The 18070-nt window shown below is 34.7% G+C and carries 20 protein-coding genes and 1 pseudogene; 17 read left to right on the forward strand and 4 right to left on the reverse strand.

All coding sequences use genetic code 11. The features are described from left to right. Positions 1-179 precede the first annotated feature (179 nt). Positions 180-773 (forward strand): ECF transporter S component, encoded by a 594-nt coding sequence (locus tag FD26_RS09085; protein WP_057868116.1) that lies wholly within the window; start codon positions 180-182, stop codon positions 771-773. Between the two features lie 79 nt (positions 774-852). Then, a complete protein-coding gene (locus FD26_RS09090) occupies positions 853-2040 on the forward strand; it encodes an acetate/propionate family kinase (protein WP_057868117.1) in 1188 nt (395 codons plus the stop codon). 50 nt (positions 2041-2090) lie between these two features. Here the strand turns inward: FD26_RS09090 and FD26_RS09095 are convergent, their stop codons facing one another. Then, complete coding sequence (locus FD26_RS09095) at positions 2091-2765, reverse strand: type 1 glutamine amidotransferase (RefSeq protein ID WP_057868118.1); 675 nt, start codon at positions 2763-2765, stop codon at positions 2091-2093. Positions 2766-2820: 55 nt separating this feature from the next. On the opposite strand from FD26_RS09095, the gene FD26_RS09100 reads away from it, so the two are divergent. Beyond that, positions 2821-4149: a C1 family peptidase gene (locus FD26_RS09100; RefSeq protein ID WP_075887203.1), complete on the forward strand. Its 1329-nt coding sequence runs from the start codon at positions 2821-2823 to the stop codon at positions 4147-4149. Between the two features lie 149 nt (positions 4150-4298). Here FD26_RS09100 and FD26_RS09105 read toward each other — a convergent pair whose 3' ends face one another. Continuing rightward, on the reverse strand, positions 4299-4967 hold the full coding sequence (locus FD26_RS09105) for an EAL domain-containing protein (protein ID WP_082596276.1): 669 nt from the start codon (positions 4965-4967) through the stop codon (positions 4299-4301). 194 nt (positions 4968-5161) lie between these two features. Here FD26_RS09105 and FD26_RS09110 point away from each other — a divergent pair, with 194 nt between their 5' ends. Both FD26_RS09110 and FD26_RS09115 read left to right on the forward strand, forming a co-directional pair. Then, positions 5162-5833, forward strand: a complete 672-nt coding sequence (locus FD26_RS09110) for a MerR family transcriptional regulator (RefSeq protein ID WP_057868119.1) — start codon at positions 5162-5164, stop codon at positions 5831-5833. Between the two features lie 37 nt (positions 5834-5870). Continuing rightward, the gene (locus FD26_RS09115) at positions 5871-6323 is read left to right on the forward strand and encodes a CopY/TcrY family copper transport repressor (RefSeq protein WP_057868120.1); all 453 of its coding nucleotides are present in this window, start codon (positions 5871-5873) and stop codon (positions 6321-6323) included. Positions 6324-6506: 183 nt separating this feature from the next. Here FD26_RS09115 and FD26_RS09120 read toward each other — a convergent pair whose 3' ends face one another. Further along, a complete protein-coding gene (locus FD26_RS09120) occupies positions 6507-6938 on the reverse strand; it encodes a GNAT family N-acetyltransferase (protein WP_057868121.1) in 432 nt (143 codons plus the stop codon). A 165-nt stretch (positions 6939-7103) separates the two neighbouring features. Between FD26_RS09120 and rsmG the strand changes: the two genes are divergently transcribed. From rsmG to FD26_RS09150, 6 genes are all read left to right on the forward strand, one after another. After that, positions 7104-7829 (forward strand): 16S rRNA (guanine(527)-N(7))-methyltransferase RsmG, encoded by a 726-nt coding sequence (rsmG, locus tag FD26_RS09125; protein WP_057868122.1) that lies wholly within the window; start codon positions 7104-7106, stop codon positions 7827-7829. A 130-nt stretch (positions 7830-7959) separates the two neighbouring features. Continuing rightward, positions 7960-8736, forward strand: coding sequence for a ParA family protein (locus FD26_RS09130; RefSeq protein ID WP_057868123.1), 777 nt, complete (start codon positions 7960-7962; stop codon positions 8734-8736). After that, positions 8717-9586: a ParB/RepB/Spo0J family partition protein gene (locus tag FD26_RS09135; RefSeq protein ID WP_057868124.1), complete on the forward strand. Its 870-nt coding sequence runs from the start codon at positions 8717-8719 to the stop codon at positions 9584-9586. The genes FD26_RS09130 and FD26_RS09135 overlap by 20 nt, the downstream gene beginning before the upstream one ends. Before the next feature lie 9 nt (positions 9587-9595). After that, positions 9596-9859: a DUF951 domain-containing protein gene (locus FD26_RS09140; protein ID WP_057868125.1), complete on the forward strand. Its 264-nt coding sequence runs from the start codon at positions 9596-9598 to the stop codon at positions 9857-9859. Positions 9860-9862: 3 nt separating this feature from the next. Continuing rightward, entirely contained in the window at positions 9863-10966 is a 1104-nt protein-coding gene (ychF, locus tag FD26_RS09145) for a redox-regulated ATPase YchF (protein ID WP_057868126.1), read from the forward strand. Between the two features lie 14 nt (positions 10967-10980). Further along, the gene (locus FD26_RS09150; protein ID WP_057868127.1) at positions 10981-11727 is read left to right on the forward strand and encodes a DUF1129 family protein; all 747 of its coding nucleotides are present in this window, start codon (positions 10981-10983) and stop codon (positions 11725-11727) included. A 92-nt stretch (positions 11728-11819) separates the two neighbouring features. Here FD26_RS09150 and FD26_RS09155 read toward each other — a convergent pair whose 3' ends face one another. Beyond that, on the reverse strand, positions 11820-12017 hold the full coding sequence (locus tag FD26_RS09155; protein WP_057868128.1) for a hypothetical protein: 198 nt from the start codon (positions 12015-12017) through the stop codon (positions 11820-11822). A 106-nt stretch (positions 12018-12123) separates the two neighbouring features. Here FD26_RS09155 and FD26_RS09160 point away from each other — a divergent pair, with 106 nt between their 5' ends. From FD26_RS09160 to FD26_RS09185, 6 genes and pseudogenes are all read left to right on the forward strand, one after another. Next, positions 12124-12810, forward strand: coding sequence for a response regulator transcription factor (locus FD26_RS09160; protein WP_057868129.1), 687 nt, complete (start codon positions 12124-12126; stop codon positions 12808-12810). A gap of 2 nt (positions 12811-12812) precedes the next feature. After that, positions 12813-13907 (forward strand): sensor histidine kinase, encoded by a 1095-nt coding sequence (locus FD26_RS09165; RefSeq protein ID WP_057868130.1) that lies wholly within the window; start codon positions 12813-12815, stop codon positions 13905-13907. A gap of 23 nt (positions 13908-13930) precedes the next feature. Continuing rightward, a complete protein-coding gene (locus FD26_RS09170) occupies positions 13931-15169 on the forward strand; it encodes a D-alanyl-D-alanine carboxypeptidase family protein (RefSeq protein ID WP_057868131.1) in 1239 nt (412 codons plus the stop codon). Positions 15170-15182: 13 nt separating this feature from the next. After that, a complete protein-coding gene (locus tag FD26_RS09175; RefSeq protein WP_057868132.1) occupies positions 15183-16712 on the forward strand; it encodes a UDP-N-acetylmuramoyl-L-alanyl-D-glutamate--2,6-diaminopimelate ligase in 1530 nt (509 codons plus the stop codon). A gap of 4 nt (positions 16713-16716) precedes the next feature. Next, entirely contained in the window at positions 16717-17454 is a 738-nt protein-coding gene (locus FD26_RS09180) for an aspartate/glutamate racemase family protein (protein ID WP_057868133.1), read from the forward strand. 73 nt (positions 17455-17527) lie between these two features. Beyond that, a pseudogene (locus FD26_RS09185) lies at positions 17528-18070 on the forward strand (hypothetical protein); the annotation flags it as partial.

Genomic DNA, 18070 nt, shown 5'->3' on the forward strand with positions numbered 1-18070 from the left:
GCATTTACACAAGATATTTTACGCTCTCGTATTTTTATTTTGTTTAACTATATCAACTAATACTCTAATCTGGAGCGGAAAATGACCTCCTTAATACTCCTATAATTTAATAAATTTTTTTGTTCTTTAGTAAAAAATCGGTTAGAATTAAGGAAAATTGGATAGAGGGGTAAAGAGTTTTGCAAAGACGTAAAGCCTATCGTACCGCCATATTAGGGATTCTTATTGCAATTATTTTTGTACAGTCAATGGTACCCTTTTTAGGATATATTCCGACTGGATTTATAAATATTACTATTATTCATATCACGGTAATTGTTGCCGCTATTGTATTAGGACCAAAGGATGGTGCAATAGTTGGTTTAGTTTGGGGAATAGGAACTATTATTCGTGCATTCACTAGTCCCACATCAATTATTGATACAACTGTGTTTACCAATCCTATTGTAGCTATTTTACCAAGGATTGCGGTTGGTTTGATTGCCGGATGGATTTATTTATGGTTCAAAAAAAATACTAGCAAAAAAGTTTTGGGGATGGCAATTGCTTCTGGAATTGGTTCTTTGACTAATACGATTTTAGTTTTAGGGTTGATGCGATTTATGTATGCAAGCGCCATGGCTCAAGCTTATGCAACACAAACTGATTTATTGAATAAATTATTATTGGTAATTGTAGGAACGAATGGTGTTCCCGAAATGATTGCTGCAATTATTATTGCACCAGCTATTTCGACGGCAATTCTAAAAACTAATCGTTTTTTGGATAATTAAAATTATTTGATGCAGTTAGGCAGAAACATAAGCATATTTTCTGAAAATTAGGTATCCTATTAATGGGAGAGTGATTTTGATGCAAAAAACATTAATTATTAATGCCGGGAGCTCATCATTAAAGTGGCAGTTGTTTGAAATGCCAGCAGAAAAAGTCTTAGCTAGTGGCGAAGTAGAAAGAATTAGTATGCCAGGTTCCATTTTTACAATTAAGTACGATCATCATCAAAAACTACAAAAGACTATTGATAATTTGAATCAAGCAGATGCTGTTCAAATGGTTTTTGACGAGTTGAAACAATTGAAAATAATTACTGAACTTTCAGAAATAACAGCGGTAGCTCATCGAGTAGTTGCCGGGGGACAAATCTTTAAATCAGCAGTTGAGGTAACACCTGAAGTTTTAAAGCAAATTAAAGAGTTAAGTGATTTTGCACCATTGCACAATCCGATGGAAGCCAAAGGAATTGAAACTATGGCGCAGACGTTACCTAATGTAAAACAATATGCGGTTTTTGACAGTCAATTCTTTACTGATTTACCTGAAAAAAATGCTATTTACAGTATTCCTTATGAACTAACACAAAAGTATCAAATTCGCCGTTATGGTGAACATGGTATTTCACACGGTTACTTGACTAATCGTGCGGCAGAACTATTAAATGAACCAAAGGATAAATTGAACTTAGTAACGATGCACCTAGGCAGTGGGGCATCTTTGGCTGCAGTTAAAGATGGTAAAGCCTTTGATACGTCAATGGGATTCACTCCGTTGACCGGAGTTACAATGGGGACTAGATCAGGAGATCTTGATCCGGCACTTGTTCCATATTTGATGAAAGAGTTAAAAACTGATGATCCTAATGAAATTATGATGTTATTGAATCAAAAATCAGGATTGCTAGGTATCTCAGGCATTTCTCCAGATATGCGTGAAATTAGAGCGCAAGAGGAAACTAATTCACAGGCAAAGCTAGCAGTTGAAATTTTTATTAACCGAATTGTTAAATATGCTGGAAGTTATTTAACGGAGTTACATGGTGCCGATGCTTTGATTTTTGCGGGTGGTATTGGTGAGCATAACGTTGAATTGCGTCAGCAGATTATAGACGAGCTGGGAATTTTTAATGTTAAACTTGATGCTAAGCTTAATGAAGCTAATGAAGAGGGCTTGATCAGCAGTCCAGATTCAGCTATTAAAGTTTTGTTGATACCAACTAATGAAGAATTAGCAATGGTAAGACAAGTCGCAGCTATTCAAAAATAAAAAAATACCAGTGTGGCAACCATAAAATGGGACCGCACTGGTATTTTTTATTACCCGGCTGCTGAAGCTAAGCGTTCTTTATGAGATGCAATGATTTTATCAGCAATGGCACGAGCAACATTTTCGTTCTTTAAAATAGGACCGTGAGAATAGCTCCCTATAACGTTCTTATAACGCATACCTTCTTGTTTGTCATCGGGGTTATTGCCATAGCCTTCAATCATTTGACCAAATGGCTTTAACATATTCTTATCATCAAAATACGTACGGCCACTGTGATTTTCGAAGGCTTTTACAGTTCCCCATTCGGTTTTGTATTCCGTATCACCAATCATTCGACTGTCAGCCTTGAAGATGGTGTGCAATGGTAAAATATCAAGACATTGAATAGTTTGACCACCGCTAGTTTCGTAATATTTACCAAGAAATTGGTAGCCACCACAGATGCATAGCATTGGTTTATCGGCTTCAATATAGTCCTTGATAGTTTGACGGTGTCTCTGAATGTCAGTAGCAACGACGGATTGTTCAAAATCTTGACCGCCACCAAAGAATAAAAAGTCGTAATCGAAGGCATTGAATTTCATATCTAAGCTAATATTATCAACTTGGGTATCATAACCTTGTTCTTTAAGCAGAAAACTAAGGATTTTAACATCCCCGCTGTCTCCGTAAGTATTCATTAGATCTTCATACAAATAAGCAATTTTTATAAGATTAGCCATAGTTTTTCTCCAATACAATTATTTATATATTGTAATATAGTTAGATAATGAGGTGATGGAATTGACAAAAGAAATCAATAAAAAGATTTTAGCAGATTTTAACAAGAACTTAAATCAAGATGCAACTAATAATGTTTTGAAAAACTCCGTGGCTGAAGTAGGAATTTATAAAGCTTCAGAAAATCCTGAGGCTAAGACGCTTTTAAATCCTTCATTCAATGTGACTGTTGAGACAGGAAGAGTGTCTAATCAGAAACATTCTGGTCGGTGCTGGCTGTTTGCAGCCTTGAATACTTTGCGGACTGAATTTGCTTTAAAAAATAATTTAAAAGATTTTGAACTATCGCAAAATTATTTATCATTTTATGATCGCTTAGAAAAAGCCAATTATTTTTATCAAAATGTAATTGCAACGGCTGATTTACCAATTGAAGATCGAAAAGTGAACGTTTTATTCAGCAGTCCTAATGGCGATGGTGGCTATTGGCGTTATGCAGCTAATTTGATTGAAAAATATGGCGTTGTTCCTAATTACGTCATGCCCGAAACAGCAGCGTCAGAAAATACGACTGAATTCAATAGTGTTTTAGGACAAATGTTACGTAAAAATGGAATTGAATTACGTTCTTTGGTAAACGAAAAGGTAGCACAGTCAAAAATTGATCAAAGAGTTGAAGAAATGTTATCGGAAGTTTATCGCCTTTGTGTCTATTCATTTGGATTGCCTCCTCAGAAATTTGAACTTTCATTGCAAAATGACAATGGTAAGTTGATTGAAGAGCAAAGTATAACACCAAAGGATTTCCTAAAGAGATACTTTACAATGGATTTGAATGATTATGCAATTATTGAAAATGCTCCCCAAAAGAGTAAAAAATATCATCAAGTTTATACAATTGAAGGAACTGGTAATGTAGTTGGCGGCGCTATTGATAAATTCCTTAACTTGCCAATTGAGCGTTTGAAGGAATTGAGTATCGAACAACTCAAAGGAAACGATACGATTTGGTTCGGCAACGATGTATCTGAAGAGTCTGATCGCAAGAAAGGTTACTTACTTGGGAATCTATATCAGTACGATCAATTATTTGGGATTGATTCTACAATGGAAAAGGGTCAAAGGTTAGATTATAAGCAAGCAGCCGTGTCGCATGCAATGACAATTACTGGAGTTAATTTGATTCAGGGAGAGCCTAATCGCTGGAAAGTTGAAAATTCCTGGGGACAGGCTAATGGCGAAAAGGGCTACTTCACGATGGATGAGAAATGGTTCGAGGATTATGTCTATGAAGTAATTATTAATAAAAAGTATTTAACTACAGCAGAATTAGCTGGGTATGAGCAAACACCGATCGTTTTACCTGCTTGGGATTCATTGGCTTAGATAATATATGTGATATAGATGTTTTATTAATAGAAATTTCCAATATAAAAAATGCAATATTCATAATACGAATATTGCATTTTTTATGTTGATGCTTAGAGACTACTTGAGTTCAGTCACACTCTCATATTTTATATGAAACTAAATTTTTAAGGCATTTGAGGTTTTCCGTAAAGATAACCTTGTTGAATATCTATACCAAATTTTTGAGCCAAAATTTGATCTTTACAATCTTCAACGCCTTCTAGTACCATATCTAAACAATACTTCTTAGCTTGTTGGACCCAGAAGGATAATGCCTCTGGAATGTTTTCAGCTTTGCCTTCCATACGAAGGTTTTGCATAGCAAACTTGATCTTATCCACGTATGGCAATGAATGCTTAATATTGTCAAAGGTGTTGGAACCAGTACCGACATCATCGATGACTAATGAAATACCATGTTGATGAAGCAATAAACTGAATTCTTTGACTAAATTCAGAGGCATGGCCTCAGTGAATTCAATAGTTAGTGAAATTGGATTAATACGTTTTTTGAGCGCAATTATTTCCCCTAAAGTGTATGGATCACTAGTTTGTTCATTATTTAAGTTGAAGGATAAAGTTTTATTTTCCCCGTTATGTTGTTTAATGGTTGAAGCTGTTTTTTCAACTAATTGAACTTGGTCTTCAATGGAAAGTTCAGTAAAATCTGCTGGCAAATGCCAGTTACCGTTGTTTTCCTTCCGTAAAAGAATTTCGTAGCCAAAGATCGTATTATTGCTTTTATCTATCTGTGGTTGAACAAAAAAACTATACTTCGTATGCGATTCCCCCAATCCAAAACTGTGCTGTAGAATATTTTATGACATTTAAAAACGTATATCAATCTGAATAGCAATATATATATATTATAATTATAAATGATTGTATATATTATAACTTGTAGCGCCGTTATAAAATGTTTTTGAGTACTTTTCTTGCAGATTACCTAGGGTAATACACTATAACTTATTCTAAGGAGGTGAAATCTATGTCTGAATATACTACTGGTGAGTTAGCTAAGATGTTTGATGTATCTATTAGAACAATTCAATTTTATGATAAAAAAGGTATTCTAAAGCCTAGTCATATATCTGAAAATGGTAAAAGAATTTACACTGAAGAAGATGTCAGTCGTTTAAAGTTGATTCTCATGTTAAAAAATCTAGGTTTGCCATTAAAAGCCATTGGGGAAATATTGGCTAGCGATAATTCGATGATCGTTTTGGATTTACTGCTGGAACAACGGCTCAGAGCTGCCAAAGATCAAGTTTCTTTAAGAACAATTGATGACATAGATAAAATCATGAGCAATAAAAAAGCCTTAAGAAAAGTGCATATGAAGATGGTTATCCTTGGACTTTTGATGGATGTTGCCGAAATCGGCGGATTAGTTTGGGGAATAAAAAAAGGACAGTGGGTACCATTTATTTTGATTATGCTGTTAGCAATTATTTTTGCTATTTGGATTACGAAATATTACTTTAATAGTGTTAACTATATTTGTCCTAATTGTAATTATGAGTTTAGACCTAAGTTTAGGGCCGCTTTCTTTAGCAACCATAATCCCAAAGCAAGAAAACTAGTTTGTCCCAACTGTCATCAAAAAAATTATTGTATTGAAGTCTATGCTGGAGAAGCTGATGTCAAAATAGCAGAATAATGTTATATAATATTGTCATCAGGAGAGGAAGTTTTTAATGGATACTGTATTAAGAAAAGAACAGAAAAAAGTTGAAATTTCTTCAGCTGAATGGCAAATTATGAGAATTATTTGGACGTTAGGCCGCGTAACTAGTTCTGAAATTATCAGTCTTATGCAAAAGAAGCAGAACTGGTCTGATTCAACCATTAAGACGTTAATTACTAGATTGACTAAGAAAGAGTTTTTAAGTCGTGTAAAAGAAAATGGTAGATATATTTATTCAGCTACTGTTCCTGAACAGACGACAATGAACCAATATGCTAAAAGTTTATTTTCTAATTTTTGTGCTCATAAATCAGGTTCAGTTTTGAATGAATTAATTGATTCTATGGAAATTAGTCAAAATGATATTGAAACTCTTCAAAAAACATTGAATGAAAAAGCAAAAACAGCACCTAAAAAGGTCCATTGCGATTGTTTACCCGATGGTTACTCAGAAATGTGCTAAAATAAAGTTCCTTGGCAGGGGCGATAGAAAGTAGTTAGATACTGCTTTCAAGCTATAATGGGATATAATTCCCAATTAATGAGAAAATCCAGTGTGATCATAATCACACTGGATTTTTTTGCGTAAAAATTAAATTTTATTCGATATCTATTATAGATTTAGCAAAAGATAGCCTTTTTTGAATCAAAAGGTCATTCTCATATCAAGATGAGGAATATTGTCTTCTAAATAGACTTTTGAAATTGGTTTAAAACCAAAACCTTCGTAAAATTTTTGAAGATAGGCTTGAGCTTGTATCTGAATGGGCTGATTAGGAAATCTCTGTTTAATTTCATCAATAGTAGCAGCGACGATTTTTTCTCCTAAGCCGTTATGACGGTAGTTTTTAACTACTAATACCCGGCCAAAGGTAATATGATCGCCTTTATTGATGATTCTGGTGTAAGCTTTAAGCTTTTTATCTTCAATTAAGCAAAGATGCAAATCATTATAGTCGTCCGCGTCGACTTCTTGATAAGGACAATTCTGTTCAACCACAAAAACCTCTACACGTGCTTTTAAAATATCGATAAGTTCTTTGGGACTTAATTCATTAGTATTCTTAACGACAATCATTTTAGCCTCCACCGAAACGTTTTATTGATGAATATCATAAAACTATTTTGTTGCAAACTCAACAAAATTTAAAGACTATTCTCTTAAAACGACATTGAATTAAGTTACACAATAATATAGGATAAAAGGGTGTGAAACACATGTTTCACGAGTGGAGGTATGTTAATGAAACCGGAAGAATTTTATGAAGCCTTGGCCCAACAAGGTATTGAGTTAACTACAACTCAAAAAGAACAGTTTGCGACTTATTTTCACGAATTAGTTGAAACAAATAAAGTTATGAATTTAACTTCGATAACTGAGGAAGAACAAGTCTATTTAAAGCATTTTTATGATTCAATTGTTTTAGGATTTGTTGATGAAAATATTTTGCATGATGAATTAACTTTATGCGACGTAGGATCAGGTGCAGGATTTCCTTCATTGCCTCTTAAAATTATCAATCCAAAATTAAAAGTAACCATTGTTGATTCATTGAATAAACGGATCAAATTTTTGGATGGATTAGTTCAAAAGTTGAATTTAGCGGATGTCAGTTTGGTTCATGGCCGAGCTGAAGAAGTTGGTAAAAATTCGCAGTTTCGTGAATCGTTCGATATAGTAACTGCTCGTGCTGTAGCTGCAATGAATGTTTTGACAGAGTTTTGTTTGCCATTAGTAAAAATTGGTGGACAGTTTGTGGCTATGAAATCAGAAAAAGCACCCGAAGAAATGAAGACAGCCAGTTATGCTATCAAAACTTTGGGAGGAGAAATAAAACGACAGGAATCAGTTGAATTACCAAATGATGCTGGTATCCGTAATTTTATTTTTGTTAGCAAAGTTGCTAAAACTCCTAAAAAGTATCCACGTAAGCCAGGAACACCTGCCAAAAAACCACTTGTGAAATAATCACTTAGTATTAATTAATATTGTAAAAATGATAAGATTATATAGTTATGGCAAAAGCGCCAAGAAGTGATTACCATAGATAAATATTTTGTGAGATTGTTACAGCAATCTTTAGAGATAGGGGAATAAAATGGCACGAAAAATATCCGTTGCAAATCAAAAAGGTGGTGTCGGAAAAACTACGACAACCATCAATTTGGGAGCATGTTTAACTGATCTTGGTCAAAGAGTATTAATAGTCGACACAGATCCCCAAGGTAACGCAACTAGTGGATTGGGTATCAAGAAAGCCAACGTTGAGAAGGATGTTTATGACGTTTTAGTCAATGAATATCCGTTGAAAAAAACAATTATTCATACTAAACATAAAAATTTAGATATCGTCCCTGCAACAATTCAATTGGCTGGTGCTGAAATGGAATTAACCACTATGATGGCGCGTGAAACTCGTTTACGTGCTGGAATTGAAGAAGTAGATGCAGACTATGATATTATCTTGATCGATTGTCCACCTTCACTGGGACAACTTTCAACAAATGCCTTTACGGCTAGTGATTCAATCATCATTCCAGTTCAAAGTGAATATTATGCTTTGGAAGGTTTGAGTCAATTATTGAATACGATTCGTCTGGTTCAAAAACATTTCAATACTAACTTAGCAATTGAAGGTGTTTTAATCACAATGCTGGATGCAAGAACTAATTTAGGTGCTCAAGTTGTTGATGAGGTTAAATCATATTTTGGCGATTCAGTTTACAAATCAATTGTTCCTAGAAATACACGATTAGCCGAGGCACCTAGTTATGGATTGCCAATTGTTGACTTCGATGATAAGTCAAGAGGGGCCCAGGCTTATCGTGACCTTGCCAAGGAGGTGTTAAAGCGTAATGGCATCAAGCAAAAATAAAAAGGGATTAGGTAGAGGAATCGATGCGATTTTCTCTGAGTTTGAAGCGATTGATGAAAATAGTGAGACGGTAGTTGATCTATCAATTGACGATATTCGTCCTAACCCATATCAACCAAGAAAAACCTTTGATGAACATGCATTGAATGAATTAGCACGCTCAATTGAACAAAATGGAGTTTTTCAACCCATAATCGTTCGTGAAAGCGTTAATGGTTTTGAAATCATTGCTGGTGAAAGACGTTTCAGAGCTAGCAAGATTGCTAAAAAGACAACCATTCCAGCGATTGTTCGTCCATTGAGCGAATCAGGCATGATGGAAATTGCTGTTTTGGAAAACCTTCAACGTGAAGATTTAACACCTCTTGAAGAAGCCGATGCTTATCAAACTCTGATTACAAAATTGAACTTAACTCAAGAACAAGTGTCGCAAAGATTAGGAAAAAGTCGTCCTTATATTGCTAATTATTTACGTCTGCTCAATTTACCTGAGGCAACTAAAAAATTAGTTCAAAATGGCGATCTTTCAATGGGACAAGCTCGGACTTTGCTTAGTTTGAAAGATAAAGATCAAATTGATAAGCTAGCTAAACGTGCGGTAAATGAAGATTTGACTGTTCGTCAATTGGAACAATTGGCAACCGAATCGAAGCACAATAGTAAGAAGAAAAAGAAGGTTGCCCAAAAGTCACCATATATCAGAGCGACTGAAGAGAAATTAGTCGAAAGATTCGATACATCCGTTGCTGTCAAAGAGACACGTAGTGGTCATGGAAAACTGGAAATTGATTTCACTAATACGGATGATTTAAATCGTATTTTAGACATATTAGGAATCCATTTAGATTAGAGGAATTATATGTTTAAACTTGGAGATATTATCGCAATGAAAAAACCTCATGCTTGTGGGGAAAACCGCTGGGAAGTTATTCGCCTCGGAGCTGATATCAAAGTTAAATGTTTAGGCTGTGGTCACATCGTAATGATTCCACGAGCTGAATTTAATAAGAAGCTCAAAAAGGTTCTAACTCAAGCTGATCAGGTTAAAACAGAAAATGAAGAACATTATTTGAAAAAATCTCAATTAATGCCACCAAACTTTATTAAAAGAAATGAGGAATAAATAATGGCTCTAACTGCCGGAATCGTCGGACTACCAAATGTTGGTAAGTCAACTTTATTTAATGCTATTACAAAAGCTGGTGCGGAAATGGCCAACTATCCTTTCGCAACAATTGATCCTAATGTCGGAATGGTTGAAGTACCTGATGCCCGCTTATCAAGAATTGATTCATTAATTCCTGCTAAGAAATTAATCCATACAACTTTCGAATTTACTGATATTGCTGGTATCGTTAAGGGTGCTAGTAAGGGTGAAGGACTTGGTAACAAGTTCTTGGAAAATATTCGTCAGGTTGATGCCATTGTGCATGTTGTTCGTGCTTTTGATGATGATGATATTACTAGTGTTACTGGTAAAGTTGATCCCTTAGATGATATTGAAACAATCAATTTGGAATTGAGTATTGCTGATCTTGATAGCGTCAATAAACGCTATACACGTGTAGAAAAAGCTGCTAAGAGTGCCAAAGATAAAGAAGCTCAAGCTGAATTTGCCGTTCTTGAAAAGATCAAACCAGTTCTTGAAAAAGGTGGAGCTGTCAGATCAATTGACTTTGATGAAGAGGAACAAAAGATCGTTAAAGGTTTGTTCTTATTAACTTCAAAACCCGTTTTGTATGTGGCTAACATTGCCGAAGATGATATGGCTGATCCAGAAGCTTCTAAGTATTATAAAGTTGTTGAAGACTACGCTAAAAAGGAAAATGCTCAAGTTATTGGCGTTTCAGCTAAAACTGAAGAAGAGATTGCCGAGTTAGATGACGATGAAAGAAAAGAATTCCTTGAAGCTGAAGGAGTTACTGAATCCGGACTAGATAAGCTTATCAGAGCCAGCTATAAGTTATTAGGACTTAGAACCTTCTTTACAGCCGGTGGTAAAGAAACTCGTGCATGGACATTCCATGAAGGGATGAAGGCACCACAAGTTGCCGGAATTATTCATTCTGATTTTGAACGTGGATTTATTCGTGCCGAAGTGATGGCTTTCAGCGACTTAGATGAACTAGGTAGTGAAAAAACTGTTAAGGAAGCCGGAAAACTACGCGTTGAAGGTAAAGATTACGAAGTTCAAGACGGAGATATTATTGAATTCCGCTTCAATGTCTAACCAGGGGGACAAACATGTCAGAGGATTTAAGAGAGAAGAATAAAAAAGCTGCTGAAAAACAAAAAGTTGCTTCAGCTAAGAACGAGAAAAAAGAAGAAGTTAAAAGTGAAATCTATAGTGCCGATGCTAATGATTTGCGCAAAAAATTAAGTAATAAGAATGCAGAATATGTATTTAAATTGAATAAATATTTGATGGAAGATGGATTCAAGGAGACCGAGGCTAAAGAAGCCATCGATAAAATTCTTCCTGAAATTGTTGATAATCAAATCAAAGGTATTCCAGCTAATCAACTTTATGGACCAGTAACTCAAAGAGCTCAAACTATCGTTCATCCGGTAAAGAAGCCAAAAGTAACGCCATTTTGGGCTTCATGGATCGATACGTCTCTATTATTCTTTGCTTTGTTTGGTTTGTTATACGGGATTGTTGCTTTGACGAGCAAGAAGACAGATCCTAATAGTCAAACAGGTATTATCACATTAATTGTTTTATCCGTAATGTGGGGTGCCTTGTTAACATGGTTCAACAATCAAATGAAACAGCCAAAAGACAAACGTCCAGGTTGGGGAATTACAATTGGCTACTTAGTAGTTGGATTAGTATTTATGTTCGTATTCCTAGCTGCTATGACAGTTGTACCAACATCAATTAATCCTGCACTTAATGCAATCGGTTATTTCATTGCCGCAGTTATTGCATATGGTATTCGTTTTGTTTTCCGTCGTTCAATGGGAATCAAGGAACGTTCATTCTTTTAAAAAATTAGTAACTACAAAAATACCTAATGACTTTTTAATATTTAGTCATTAGGTATTTTTTGTATAATATTATTTTTTAGATAGTAATAATTTTACTTTACTCGGAAAAATTGAATCAAACCGTAAAGTCCATAACCGCCACAAGCGATTTTTAGAATTGTCATATAAATTCCAACTCTTTTTAAATCAAGGTTTTTATTATTATTTAGTTCATATTGAACGAATAAAATAATGGCAACTGAGAAGATGATTATCAGGAGAAACTTCATTCTTTTTCTTAAATATTCCATATCTGGTCTCTTTCATTGTCTGATTAGTAATCTGCTTACATCTTATTGTATAATACTAACTAGTTGCAGTCTTGTAAATATATGTTCACTTGAGAGGTTTGTTTAAATGAAAATCTTAGTGGTTGATGATGACAAAGAAATTGTAGAGCTACTTAGTATTTATATTAAGAATGAAGGTTACGAAGCTATTACAGCTAATTCTGGTCAAGAAGCATTGGACCAATTGTCTGCTCATAGCGATATAGGGTTGATGGTATTAGACATTATGATGCCTGGTATTGATGGAATTGAAGTAGTAAAGCGGGTTCGGAAGGATTCACAAATACCAATTATTATTGTTTCAGCTAAAACAACAGATATGGATAAGATACAAGGTCTTATTACAGGTGCCGACGATTATGTTACTAAGCCATTTAATCCTTTGGAAATCATGGCTCGTATCAGATCACTGCTTCGTCGCAGTTCACAGCAAACAACTAAGAACGTTCCTGACAAATTAGAAGTTGGACCTATTACTATTTTTAAAGATTCACATGAAGTTGTTACAGACTCAGATCAAAAAGTTCAGTTGACGGCATTAGAATTTGGCGTGCTCTATTTGCTTGCTAGCCATCCTAACCGTGTATTTTCAGCTGATGAAATATTTGAACGCGTATGGAAACAAGAAAGCGTAGTTTCTGCGAAAACAGTTATGGTACACGTAAGTCATTTGCGAGATAAATTAGAAGAGGCTACCAACGGCGAAAAGGTTATTGAAACCGTTTGGGGCGTTGGCTATAAAGTGGAGGTTTGATTTTGAGTAAACGAATCAAACTGAATGTGAAAGAAAAAGGTGTCCTCCTGTTTGAAGGAATAGGCACCTTTCTTTTATTTCAGATAATAAACGTAATATTGATCGCAAGTATTGGTCAAAAAAATTTAGAGACTAATTTACAAGTTAACCTTCAAAATTTGCTTGCTAACAGAGTATCGTTAGTAGGAATTGTTATCATTTTGGATCTGATTTTGACCATTGTATTAGTGACAGCTACTTATCATCAGATGGAATTGAATCACGTCATGGTAGTTTTACATAAAACAGCAACCAATAATCTCAACAAAGAATTGGATGTCAAAGTTAATCATCGATTACAGAATATTATTGATAGTTTCAATTTGTTGATTTCTAATATGAATCGACATGCTAAAGAACAACAGCAGTCGGAAAAAAGTAAGGATGAATTGATCAGTAATGTCAGCCATGATATTCGTACGCCACTGACTTCGGTAATTGGTTATTTAGGATTGATCGAAAGTAAAAACTTTAATGATTTAGGTCAAATTTTAAAATATACACATATTGCTTATAAAAAGTCTTTGGAAATGCAAAACTTAGTTAATTCACTTTTTGAATTTGCAAATGTTCAACATGCAACTAGTCGCTTGAAAATGACGAAGTTTGATATGGCCCAGATGTTAGATCAATTATCAGCTGATTTTGAATTAGAGGCTAATAAGCGAGGGATGGAGATTATTGTTAATTCACATCCTGATAAAATCATGATGCAAGGCGATACTGAGAAGCTAGGAAGAATCTTTAATAACCTGATTATGAATGCTTTGAAGTATGGCAAAGGAGCTACTCATATTTGGCTAACAGCCGAAAAAAAAGATACGGAAGTTGTCGTTACAGTTGCTAATAATGGTAAAGCAATTCCGGAAGATTCTTTGAAACACGTCTTCGACCGTTTTTATCGAGTCGAAGATTCACGTTCTAAAAAGACAGGCGGTACTGGATTAGGCTTGGCTATCGCTCAAAGTATGGTGCAATTGCATGGGGGAACTATTGCCGTTACATCAAACGATGAGAAAACATCATTTATTAGCCATTTTCCAATTTCTAAGTCCTAAGATTAATTTACGAGGTTTAATAAATGAAGAATTTCATTAAAAAAATTATGTTGGTAATGTCAATCGTTATCTTGACGTTACCAATTTTTACATCAACTGTTAATGCTGACTCGACAGATCAGTCTCAGCCAGAACTTAATGCCAAGTCTGGAATAATTTTTGATCAACAGACAGGTCAGGTTATTTATAAGGAAAATGCGGACGAAAAAGTAGCTATTGGCTCGATCACTAAAATTATTACGCTGTATTTGGTAACAAAAGCTATCAAAGAGGGTAAGTTGAGTGAAACTGATAAATTACAGCCAACGCAAGCACAAGCAGAAATGACTCAAAAAGATGAACTAACCAATGTACGCTTAGATGCTGATAAAAGCTATAGTGTAAAAGACCTTTATAGTGCAGCCTGGATCGTTTCTTCTAATTCTGCAGCTATGATGTTGGCCGATAAAGTGGCTGGCAGTCAAACTAACTTTGTTAAATTGATGCGTCAAACAGTCAGAGATTGGGGTATTAGAGGCGCAAAACTTTATAATGTTTCAGGACTTAATAACTCTGATTTGGATTCAGGGATGTATCTAGGTTCTAAAAATTCTGAAAATAAGTTATCAGCGAATGATATAGGGGTAATTGTTAAACATGTTCTCGATCAATACCCTGAAATTCTCAAGACAACTTCAATGGCAGAATTAAGTTTTCCCGTTGATAATGAAACTAAAAACTATAAGTCATTGAATCTTCTTTTAAAGGGAAATCGTGATTATCAAGAAGGTTATGAATTTGATGGTCTTAAGACGGGAACAACTGATGCAGCCGGAGAATCGTTCGTGGGAACTTTGCCAATGGATAACACGCGGATTGTAACGATTGTGTTGAATGCTCAAGGTGAAAAGGAAGACAAGGATAAACGATTCCGTAGTACGCAGAATTTGGTTCACTATTTGAAAGAAAATTATGAACGTAAAACAATTTTACAAAAGGATCAAACAGTAACAATTGATAATAAAAAATATAAAACTTATGAGCCAGTTTATGCTTGGCTCCCTAAAAACTTTAATGTTACTGAACTAAGATATAAAGTAAGTAGTGATGAGCTAGGTTTTACTGCAATTCATAAAAAGCAAACAGTAAAATTAATAGCTGCAAACACAGGTAACGGTTATCTTCCGTTTAAAAAGGCAGATGTTAAAAAGGTATTACATAAGAAGACAAACCAGAAATCTTGGTGGGATCAAATCATAGAATTTTTTAAACATTTATTTTAGGAGCGTGTAAAAAATGAGTTTAAAAATTAGTAGTGCGATAGAAATTTTGAAAAAACATGATTTACTGGTTTCTAGTTCAGTTAGCGATGAAAATCTCGAAGTAAATAATATTAGTTACAATTCTAAAGAAGACCAAACAAATGGAATTTTCTTCTGTAAAGGCAATAGATTTAAAGCTGAGTACCTAGATCAAGCAATAAAAAATGGAGCCAAAGTTTATGTTTCTGAAAAGGAATATAGCAAAGATATTGATCGTTTAATTGTTAAGGATGCTTCTAAAGCTTTAGCACTGTTGAGTGCCAAATATTATGGCAATCCCGAGAATGATTTATTTATCGTCGCCTTCACTGGAACAAAAGGAAAGACTACTACGTCGTATTTTCTTTATGACATTTTAAGTCGAGCATATCCTAAACAGGTAGGTCTCTTTTCAACAGTGGATCGAATCGTTGGACCTGATCCTAAGGATAAATTTAAGTCTGATCTGACTACTCCAGAGTCAATGGAATTGTTCCGTGATATGAGAAGATGCGTTGATAATGGCCTCAAATATCTTGTTATGGAAGTATCTTCACAAGCTTATAAGAAAAATCGTGTTTACGGATTGAAATTTGATATTGGTGGCTTTTTGAATATTACTCCAGATCATATTGGACCTAATGAACACCCAACATATGCTGACTATTTGAACTGTAAGAAACAATTGATGATTAATTCAAAGGTTAATATTATTAATCGTCAAACTAATGATTACGATACAGTTTATGCAGCAGCTAAAGAAACTAGTGACGATAAAGATATTTACAGATTTGCTCAAAGTGAAGTTGGCGATACAGACTTTAGTATTCGAAATAAGGAATCGAATTTGAACGATTCTGTTTTTACCTTTACTGCTGAAAGCGACAAGGCTGAAGACTTGCAAGAACATAGCGAATATACTTACAAGTTAGGACTTGTCGGTGATTTTAATGAGTTAAATGCAGGTGCTGCCATTATTGCTGCCAAAAAAATAGGTGTCAAAAACGAATTAATTGCTGAAAGTTTAAAATCAGCGTTTGTCCCTGGGAGAATGGAACACATTAATACTAAAGAGCATGGAACGATCTTCGTTGATTATGCTCATAATTATGCTAGTATGAATGCACTTTTGAGCTTTATTAGACGTGAGTATCCTAGTTCTAAAATTAAGGTAGTTGTCGGAAGTCCCGGTGATAAAGGTGTTTCCAGACGTGCTGGTTTTGCCAAGGTTCTAACTGAGTTAGCTGATTCAGCTATTTTGACAACTGATGATCCTGGTTTTGAAGACCCAGCTGATATCTGTAAACAAATTGATGATAAAATTGATCATACTAAAGTCGAAGTTAAAACTATCTTGGATCGTGAGAAGGCAATTAGAACGATGATTGAATCAAGTAATAATGATGATATTATTGTCCTTGCTGCTAAGGGAAATGATGCTTATCAAAAAACGAAAGGTGTCGATGTTCCTTACCCAAGTGATCCAGTGGTTGCTAAGAAAATTTTGAAGGATATTGAGGGTTAGAAATATGAAAAATTTCTTTACAGTAATTGGTGGTATGGGTAGTTTGGCTACTGAAAGTTATATTCATTTGCTGAATGAACGTACCCCAACTAAAAAAGATCAAGATTATTTAGATTATATCCTGGTCAATCATGCAACTGTTCCTGATCGAACAGCACATATTTTGGATCACAGTAAGCCTAGCTTTTTGCCTCTACTGACTGAAGATATTAAACAACAAAGCTTATTGAGGCCAGAATTTATGGTAATAATCTGTAATACAGCCCACTATTACTATAAAGAATTGCAAGCAGCTACAGATATTCCCATTATCCATATGCCACACATGGCTATCAGTGTGATGAAAAAGAAGTATCCAAATGCCAAAAGAATTGGATTGATTGCCACTAAAGGGACAATTGCAGATCACGTTTATGAGAATGAAATCAAGGATGCTGGTTTTGAATATAGTCTCGGTGATCAAGCCGTTCAAGATGAAGTAGAGAGTTTGATTTACGATGATATCAAGATCAAAGGTCAGATGAATGCTCCTAAGTATTTCCACATTTTGGAAACAATGCATGATAAGTTCAACTGTGATGTGATTGTTTTGGGATGTACAGAATTGTCCTTTGCTCAAGAAAAAGCTCCAGATCATCCTTATAATGTTATTGATGGTCAAGGAATCATTGTTGATAAGTCAATTGAGTTCGGTTTGAAGATTCGTCGTGGAGAAAAGATCGATTTTACTAAGATTTATTAATGTTTCATGAGAAACATTGCGGAACTTTAGACACATCCGATATAATATCAGATGTATAAGGAGGTACTTCTACATGTTTAAGAGATTATCTATATATACGGTTATCTTATCTGGAATCTTGTTGGCTGGATGTGCAAATCAACAATCAGCTGAGACACAATCAGCTGCTAAGTCCGAACAAACACAAAAGAGTACTACAAAGAAAGCTCCCAAGAAATCGACTAAATCTGCTGATTCATCAGCCAATAATAACGATAAAGATACTTCTGAAAGTGCTGCTAATTCGAAGGCTGATAGTAATCAAGAAACAACTGGTTCTCAAACTGCTAAGAGTCAGACTGATAACAGCAATTCATCAAATTCAAATACAACTAACAGCAACGATAGTCAATCATCACAAGATCAACAAAGTCAAACGCAACAGTCAGTTAATTTGACTACTTCTGATGAAGCAGTTGAGTATTTGGCAAATCAGTTAAGTTCAACTTATGACAAAACGACAACACAGTATGTAGCAAATGGTAAAGTTACTTGGAATAATGTCAGTGGATATCAAATAAATATCTACAGCAAGAATTCTGATTCACCAGTTGGAAGTTATTTAGTGCCAGCCAAT

Source organism: Companilactobacillus crustorum JCM 15951 (assembly GCF_001434585.1).
GTDB classification, from domain to species: Bacteria; Bacillota; Bacilli; order Lactobacillales; family Lactobacillaceae; genus Companilactobacillus; species Companilactobacillus crustorum.

Bases quoted from the DNA above. Each gene is read 5' to 3' on its own strand.
- FD26_RS09160 (WP_057868129.1), top strand. From the start codon at position 12,124: ATGAAAATCTTAGTGGTTGATGATGACAAAGAAATTGTAGAGCTACTT.
- FD26_RS09135 (WP_057868124.1), top strand. From the start codon at position 8,717: ATGGCATCAAGCAAAAATAAAAAGGGATTAGGTAGAGGAATCGATGCG.
- FD26_RS09150 (WP_057868127.1), top strand. From the start codon at position 10,981: ATGTCAGAGGATTTAAGAGAGAAGAATAAAAAAGCTGCTGAAAAACAA.
- rsmG (WP_057868122.1), top strand. From the start codon at position 7,104: ATGAAACCGGAAGAATTTTATGAAGCCTTGGCCCAACAAGGTATTGAG.
- FD26_RS09140 (WP_057868125.1), top strand. From the start codon at position 9,596: ATGTTTAAACTTGGAGATATTATCGCAATGAAAAAACCTCATGCTTGT.
- ychF (WP_057868126.1), top strand. From the start codon at position 9,863: ATGGCTCTAACTGCCGGAATCGTCGGACTACCAAATGTTGGTAAGTCA.
- FD26_RS09090 (WP_057868117.1), top strand. From the start codon at position 853: ATGCAAAAAACATTAATTATTAATGCCGGGAGCTCATCATTAAAGTGG.
- FD26_RS09175 (WP_057868132.1), top strand. From the start codon at position 15,183: ATGAGTTTAAAAATTAGTAGTGCGATAGAAATTTTGAAAAAACATGAT.
- FD26_RS09170 (WP_057868131.1), top strand. From the start codon at position 13,931: ATGAAGAATTTCATTAAAAAAATTATGTTGGTAATGTCAATCGTTATC.
- FD26_RS09110 (WP_057868119.1), top strand. From the start codon at position 5,162: ATGTCTGAATATACTACTGGTGAGTTAGCTAAGATGTTTGATGTATCT.
- FD26_RS09100 (WP_075887203.1), top strand. From the start codon at position 2,821: ATGGAATTGACAAAAGAAATCAATAAAAAGATTTTAGCAGATTTTAAC.
- FD26_RS09130 (WP_057868123.1), top strand. From the start codon at position 7,960: ATGGCACGAAAAATATCCGTTGCAAATCAAAAAGGTGGTGTCGGAAAA.
- FD26_RS09180 (WP_057868133.1), top strand. From the start codon at position 16,717: ATGAAAAATTTCTTTACAGTAATTGGTGGTATGGGTAGTTTGGCTACT.
- FD26_RS09155 (WP_057868128.1), bottom strand. From the start codon at position 12,017: ATGGAATATTTAAGAAAAAGAATGAAGTTTCTCCTGATAATCATCTTC.
- FD26_RS09120 (WP_057868121.1), bottom strand. From the start codon at position 6,938: ATGATTGTCGTTAAGAATACTAATGAATTAAGTCCCAAAGAACTTATC.
- FD26_RS09115 (WP_057868120.1), top strand. From the start codon at position 5,871: ATGGATACTGTATTAAGAAAAGAACAGAAAAAAGTTGAAATTTCTTCA.
- FD26_RS09095 (WP_057868118.1), bottom strand. From the start codon at position 2,765: ATGGCTAATCTTATAAAAATTGCTTATTTGTATGAAGATCTAATGAAT.